Raw genomic sequence first — 6,385 nt, forward strand, 5'->3', positions numbered from 1 at the left:
CTCAACCGCCCCTAACCAGCACACCAAGGACGATCACGGAATCCGTGCCAGAGCCGGATTTCAGGCGACACCTCTCAACCGTCAACGGGCAAGGGTCAGGGCCGGAACGTGGCAGGGAGTGTGATCCGGCGTGGCGTCGCGCTGGCGACCCAGCAGGCACAGGGTTGGCACCGTACTACGCACGGCTACAGGTCGAGGCCGGGTTCGCGGTTTGGCGTGGTGGTGTCCCGGTCGCGGTCGACAGTGAGGCGTTCGGTGGCGGCCGAAGCTGCTTCCGCTAGGTGTTCCGGGACCGGACGGGCGTGCGGGGTGGGGCGGGTGGCCTGGAGGGCGTGGACTTTCGCGGTGGTGGTGCGGATGCGGTCGAGCACGTCGTTGGTGTTGCCGAGGACGTGGTGCAGGCGGCGGGCGCGTTCGGCGTTGGCGAGCAGGCCGGCGTAGCGAGCCGGCAGGGTCTCGGTGTACCAGTCGGTCCAGGCCCGGTGTCGTTGTTCGAGTTCCCGGACCCGGACCGCTAGCTGGCCGGCCCGGGCGACGGCGGCGTCGAGGTCTTGACGGAGCGCGTCGACTCGCGTGCTGCCCGGGTTGCCTGGGCGGCCCGGCTTGTTTGCCTGTCTGGAACTGGCGGGTGGTCCGGCCTGCCACCACCGGCGCGCATCAGCCGACGGCTGCTGGGTCGTGTGCTGGTGTTGCGCGGCGGCCAGTTCAGTGCGCAGTTCGCGGACCGCGTCGCGTGCTTCGATCAGGTCGAGGTGGGCGGTGCGCAGTTCGTCAGCGACGTATGCGGGTTCGCGGGCGTCGGCCTCGCGCATCGCGGCGAGAAACGCGCGCATGCCAACCACACCAGCGGCGTGAACTTCTCCAGCGAGTGTGGCGGTGCCGAGGACGAACTGCGCGCGGTGCCACGCGGTCCAGCGCGTGGTGTCCCGGACGGGTGGTTCGGAGCCGATCGGGTCGTCGCCGGTGTGCTGGTAGCGGTCGCGGTAGGCGATGACGACCTCGGCCTGCTCCAGCCATGCGCGCCGTCCGGCCTCGTCGCCGGGACTGGGTACCGGCCCCAGCGCGGCGGCCCAGCGGGGTGGCTGGTCGGCGGCGAGTTCGGCGAGGCCGACGATGCGCTGGTCTGCGATCTCGGCGACCTGCTGCAGGGCGGACGCGACGTCCGGGTGCGCACTGGTGAGGCCGGTCAGCCGTGCGGTGTACGTGTGGGAGGGTCGGGCGGCCAGGGCGCGGCGGGGGTCGTGAACGAGGTCGCGGTAGACGTCGTCGAGCCGCCAGGCGAGGACTTCGGCGACGCTGCGCGCGGTGGCCAGTTCTCGTTCTTGGACGGCGGCGGTGAGGATGCGCACGTCGTCGTAGCCGGCGTCGGCCAGGGCCCGGAGTTTGTAGGCGACGGCGGCCATCGCCGGGTCTCCAGCGAGGCGGGCGCCAGCGACCGGGTCGAGCTGCGCCACGATGACCGCATACCGGGCGGTGTAGGTGCGGCCGAGCAGGTCCTCGAAGACGGGTCCCCACATGTGCAGGGCATCGTGGTCGGCGAGCAGTGTCTGGCCGGTTTCGGTGGCGGTGCGGTCGGTGTCGTCGACGCGCAGGATGTCGGCTAGTAGCGCGGTGCCGGAGATGGGCGGCTGGGTGGGGTGGGGCTCGGGTGGCTCCGGATTGGTCAGCACGTACAGCTGGTTGGCCAGCCGGCCCCGGGTGGTCATCACGTACAGCCTGGCGCGGGTGACGCTGTCGCGGATGAGCGCGCGGGCGGTGTCGACGGTGCGGCCCTGCGCGGAGTCGACGGTGGCCGCGTAGCCGAGCTGGACATGCTCGCGCACGTAGTCGGTGGGCAGCACGATCTCGTCGTCCGTGCGCAGGTTCCGCACGTGTAGCGTGCCGGTCCGGCCGACGCGTAGCACGCGCCAACGGTCCCGGTTGGCGACGAATTTCGCCGCCCGCCCGGACCCCAGCCCCAGGGCAGCGGCGAGGGTGGTAGCGGGGGCTGGGTCGGGGTCGGTGGTGAGGCGCCGGTCGTTGTGCCGGGTGACGACGATGTCGTCGGCGGAGGCGCGGGTGCCGTTGGCGAGTTCGACCCGCCGACCGCGGGCGACGATACCGGCGTGGATGAGCATCGCGCGGGCCTGCGCGGCGAGGTCGGCGGCCTCGGCCTCGGTCTCGACCAGGATCAGCGAGTCCAGCCCGTCGAGCGTGTCGGCAACCCACCCGCGCAACAGTTGCTCGGTGAGCTGTTCGAGGGTGCCCGACACGATCCGGCCGCGCTGGTCGAAGTCGCGCAGCACGGTGGTGTCCCCGACCCGCAGCCGCAGCGACGCCGGACCCTCCCATGGTTCACGGAACCGGCGGATCTCCCGCAGCTGGACGGTACGGCCGATGCCGGCGAGGTGGCGCAGCAGCCCGCCCGGCCCGATCGCCGGGATCTGCGCCTGGTCCCCGACCAGGATGAGCTTCCCGCCGACCGGTTCGAGCAGCGCGACGAGCGCCGCCAGGTCGATCGAGGACGCCTGGGACGCCTCGTCGACGATCAGCCACTGCCCGGGCTGGAAGTCCCACTGCCCGGGCCGGCTGTTGGCTGGTGGGGTGTGCTGGGCGTGCAGCCACATCGCGATGTTCTCGGTGCGAAACCCTGCCGCCCCGTCCCTGCGCGACTCTGCAGCGAGGACTTCGGCGGCGTTCTGCGACACCGTCAATCCGAGCACCGGAATGCCCGCGCGGGCCGCGACTACGCCGACCGCCCGCTGCAGATACGTCTTGCCGGTACCCGCTGGCCCGACCACCCCGACAACGCTCCGCTCGTCACCGAGCAGGTGCACCAGCGCCTCGCGCTTCTCGGCCGAGAGCTGCAGTTCCTCGGCCACCTGCTGCAGCAGTCCGGCGGGCGCCGAGGTGGCTCGAAGCTGGGCGGCATAGCCGAGCACCTGCTGCTCCACATCGAGGACCGCCTGCGTGGTGAGCAGCAGCTGCCGATGCCGGGTGTAGATCGGCTGCCGGTCGCTGCCACGCAGCAGGGTCGGCCCCCACGACACCAGACCCGGCGGCGTGAGCACCCGCAGCCCGTACCACCCCCGGTTGGCCGCGTGCACCGCCAAGCGGTGCACACGGGACCAGTCCCGGCTCGTCCCCTCGCTGGCGGAGATGTGCAGGATTCGGCCGATCGCCAGTTCCAGGTGGTCGAGGTTGAACACCGCACGATCGGCGGACAGGTCACGCACCGCGCGCCCGACCGCCAGCCGCGGATCGCGGCGCACCGCCTCAGCAAGGACCTCAGCCCGCCGCTCCTCGTCGCCGACGCCGAGCGCGACAACCGCGGCGTCGACGTCGAGCTCCGTCAGTTCCGCACCCTCTGCCAGCGCCCGCCGGGCCCGCCGCAACGCCCGCACGGCCACCTCGGCCGTGTCGTGCCGGACGTGGCCAGCGACGATCGTCCGGACCTCACCGGCGGTGTCCAACCCATGGCGAGCGTCCTCGGCACCCCACCGCCGCACCGCCTGTGCCGTCGACTCCGCGCCATCCTTGCGCAGCCTGGTGCGCAGCGTCGCCACCTGCGCCAGACGCCGCCACCGCCGCATCGACATCGCCGCGGAACCGGCGGCCGGCTCGGCGGCCACCGCCGCCTCGATGGCCGCGCGCCGCTTCGAATACACCGCGACCGCTCGCGGCGAAATCCCCACGATCTCCCGGATCGTCGAGCCCGGCCGGGCCGCGTACCGTACCCCCAACCGCCGGCCGAGCTCGACCTCCACCGCCCGCTCGTAGACGATCCGAGCGCTCACCGACGCCTGATACAACGCCCGCCCATCCAGGGCATACCAGCGCCGCTCACCGTTGTCCCCAGTGACTGCGACCTTGGACGAGATGACGATATGCGAGTGCACCTGCGGGTCCTGTTCCCGCGACATGCGATGGTCGAAGACCGCCACCGCCAGACCGTCGGTGTCGACCTGGGCGACGCCGTCGGTGCCCAGCCTCGTGAACGCTGCATGCGTACGCAGGTGGACGACCGTGGCCCGGATCGCGCTATGGTGCGCGGCCATCACGTGCGCCTTGACCGTGTCGTCGCCGAACGCCCACAGCAGCGACTCCGACTTGCGCATCGACACCGTCACGTCGTAGCCGGACACCGGCCGCCGTTCCGGGGCCGTCCACACGTCCAGCCACACCTTCCACCGCTGCTCGACCGTCGCGTCCACCGGCAGCGCGTCCAGTGCCTGCTGCGCCCGCTCCTCCCGCCGGCTGTCGGTGAGCGCCTCGTAGCGCCGCCACAGTCGGCCTAGCTGCTCGCCGGTGAGTGGATGGCGGCCCTCGCCGATGAGCCGTTGCAATTCCTCTGCCTGCACGATAGGGCCGATACCGAACAATTCCTGCGCCTGCCCGGCCCACCATCCTGGCGCCCCTCCAAGCGCTTCGGCATTCGCAAAATAGGTGACTGCTGAATTGTTCGGTCCTGGTCGGAAATCGTGCTTACCCGGGGCGACTTGGTTGAGGAGATAGTTGACTCCCGCACCTGGATGAATCTTGGTGATCGAGAGCATGTGCCCAGGGTACGGCGCTTGCACCGATCTGGCGACATTGTGAATGCAAGGTTGTGTGCTCGATCATGAGGTGATCGTGGGGAGTGCTAGGAAATGCCAGCTCGGCGCCCTTGTGTGGGTGTAGGTGGAGTATGGGCGAGAGCTTCTGATCGATTCCGAACTATTTCACTGGATGGGTTGTGAGGCTCTGAAAGGGTAGCGTGAGAACATGGCGAGCCGGGCGACGAATGACATTGTTGAGCGGCTGCGGCAGCAGCATGCGGCGGAGTTGGCGGCGGTGCGCGGGGTGGCGGACGCGACCGAACGGCAGGCGGCGGCCGCCGTGGCGCGGGATGTCGCGGTGGCAGCGCTGGCTGCGGTGCTTGGTGATGCGCAGCGGGCTGCGGCGGTGTCCGGCCTGGCGGTTGCTGAGGTGCGGGCGGCGCAGGAGCAGGCGCCGTCTGGTGATGTGCGGGTGGCGGTGGATCGGCTGCGAGGGCGATCCGGGAGGGGCGGTCGTCCGCCACGGTTGGACGGTGGGCCGCGGCGGTTCGCTGCGTCAGTGGATGTGGGCCGGCCCGCGCCGTTGGACGGGTTGGCGCACGATTGATGGACGGCTGGTGGGGTCGACCGGCGGGCAGGTGAGGACTGGGGCGCAGGATGGGAGGTCGCGCGGTGTTTCACGGACGGCCGATCCCGTCGATGATGCCTGCGAGGATGCCAACGGCGTAGGTGATGAGGGCAAGGGCTGGGACCCAGTTGATGCGGCTGGTGCGGTCGGGGTTGGGGTCGGTTGGTTCGGTCATGGTGGTGCCCTTTCGTGGTCTGTGGTGTCCGGCCGGGCGGTGGCGTGGGTTCGCGGCGCCGCCCGGCCGGGGTCTATCGGCGGTGGGCGCCGGGGCCGGTGCGGGCGGCGCTGCGGATGCCGACGGTGTGCTCTAGGGTCCGGGCGGCGTCTCGGGCCGCGCGCCGGTTGCCTCGGGCGTTGAGGGCTCGCACTTCGGCGAGGTAGGGGCCGATAAGGTCCGCGCAGCCGTCGTGTTCGGCTGCCTCGCGGATGGCGTCAAGTCGGGCGGTCCACGGGTCGGTCGTGGTAGGCGTGAACGATTCGGCGTGGACGTTGTTCAGGAGTGGGCCGAGATTGTCGGACAGTTCGTATCGGGCGCGGCCCGTGGTCGTGTCGACGTTGGTGATGGTGAGGCGGCGGCCGGTGAGTTCGGCGACGGTTCCGTGATAGATCACGATGGTGCCGACCGGCGCGGCCTGGTGGCGCCTGCGCAGCATGGCGTGTGCCTTTCGCGGGTGGCTGGCCGTTGGGTGCCGAGCGGCGCCGGGTTGGTTGCCCGGCGCCGGTGGGGCGGCTAGAACGGCGGCTCACCGTGGAAGGTGCGCAGGTCGTCGGCGGTGACGGTGAGTGGTCCGGCGTAGTACTCGGGGAAGTCGTCCGGGTTCGGGATGTCGTCGCCTGTGAGGACGGCGGCGACGACGTCGGCCCAGCGGTCCCAGCCGTGGTCGCGCATCTCGTCGAGGGTTGCCTTGTAGGTGGCGCTGTCGCCGCCGTGGTAGGCGGTGATGGCCCGGTCGCCGTAGGCGATGAGGTCGGTGGTGGTGAGTGCGAGGGTCACTCGGTGGCTCCTTTGGTGTGGGTGGCGGTTCTGGTTTGGTCGGTGCGAACGACCTGCATTAATGATACATCACATCGATGCTGTTAGCTAAGTTTGGATGTGCGTTTTTGCTGGTGGTGGGTATGCGGGCCGCGAAGCGGCATGATTCACGGACGTTGTGTCTCGTGTGGAGGGCCATCCCGTCGTCTGATCTGTGATGTGCCATGCCGGGTGGCCGGGTGCAAGCGAGCAAACCCCGCTCGCTTG

The 6,385-nt window shown here is 70.5% G+C and carries 5 protein-coding genes; 1 reads left to right on the forward strand and 4 read right to left on the reverse strand.

The genetic code is table 11. The features are described from left to right. Nucleotides 1–185: 185 nt before the first annotated feature. Nucleotides 186–4,535: a MobF family relaxase gene (gene mobF, locus ABZS66_RS59855; RefSeq protein ID WP_354773644.1), complete on the reverse strand. Its 4,350-nt coding sequence runs from the start codon at nucleotides 4,533–4,535 to the stop codon at nucleotides 186–188. A 208-nt stretch (nucleotides 4,536–4,743) separates the two neighbouring features. On the opposite strand from mobF, the gene ABZS66_RS59860 reads away from it, so the two are divergent. After that, nucleotides 4,744–5,124, forward strand: coding sequence for a hypothetical protein (locus tag ABZS66_RS59860; RefSeq protein WP_354773646.1), 381 nt, complete (start codon nucleotides 4,744–4,746; stop codon nucleotides 5,122–5,124). A gap of 70 nt (nucleotides 5,125–5,194) precedes the next feature. Here ABZS66_RS59860 and ABZS66_RS59865 read toward each other — a convergent pair whose 3' ends face one another. The 3 genes from ABZS66_RS59865 to ABZS66_RS59875 all read right to left on the reverse strand — a co-directional run bounded on the left by ABZS66_RS59865 (nucleotide 5,195) and on the right by ABZS66_RS59875 (nucleotide 6,139). Then, a complete protein-coding gene (locus ABZS66_RS59865; RefSeq protein ID WP_354773648.1) occupies nucleotides 5,195–5,320 on the reverse strand; it encodes a hypothetical protein in 126 nt (41 codons plus the stop codon). Nucleotides 5,321–5,393: 73 nt separating this feature from the next. Beyond that, nucleotides 5,394–5,798: a hypothetical protein gene (locus ABZS66_RS59870; RefSeq protein ID WP_354773650.1), complete on the reverse strand. Its 405-nt coding sequence runs from the start codon at nucleotides 5,796–5,798 to the stop codon at nucleotides 5,394–5,396. 77 nt (nucleotides 5,799–5,875) lie between these two features. After that, nucleotides 5,876–6,139, reverse strand: a complete 264-nt coding sequence (locus ABZS66_RS59875; protein WP_354773652.1) for a hypothetical protein — start codon at nucleotides 6,137–6,139, stop codon at nucleotides 5,876–5,878. Between the last annotated feature and the right edge of the window lie 246 nt (nucleotides 6,140–6,385).

The organism is Dactylosporangium sp. NPDC005572 (assembly GCF_040605515.1).
GTDB lineage: Bacteria > Actinomycetota > Actinomycetes > Mycobacteriales > Micromonosporaceae > Dactylosporangium.

Coding starts and splice junctions, on each gene's coding strand:
- mobF (WP_354773644.1), bottom strand. CDS start 4,535: ATGCTCTCGATCACCAAGATTCATCCAGGTGCGGGAGTCAACTATCTC.
- ABZS66_RS59860 (WP_354773646.1), top strand. CDS start 4,744: ATGGCGAGCCGGGCGACGAATGACATTGTTGAGCGGCTGCGGCAGCAG.
- ABZS66_RS59865 (WP_354773648.1), bottom strand. CDS start 5,320: ATGACCGAACCAACCGACCCCAACCCCGACCGCACCAGCCGCATCAAC.
- ABZS66_RS59870 (WP_354773650.1), bottom strand. CDS start 5,798: ATGCTGCGCAGGCGCCACCAGGCCGCGCCGGTCGGCACCATCGTGATC.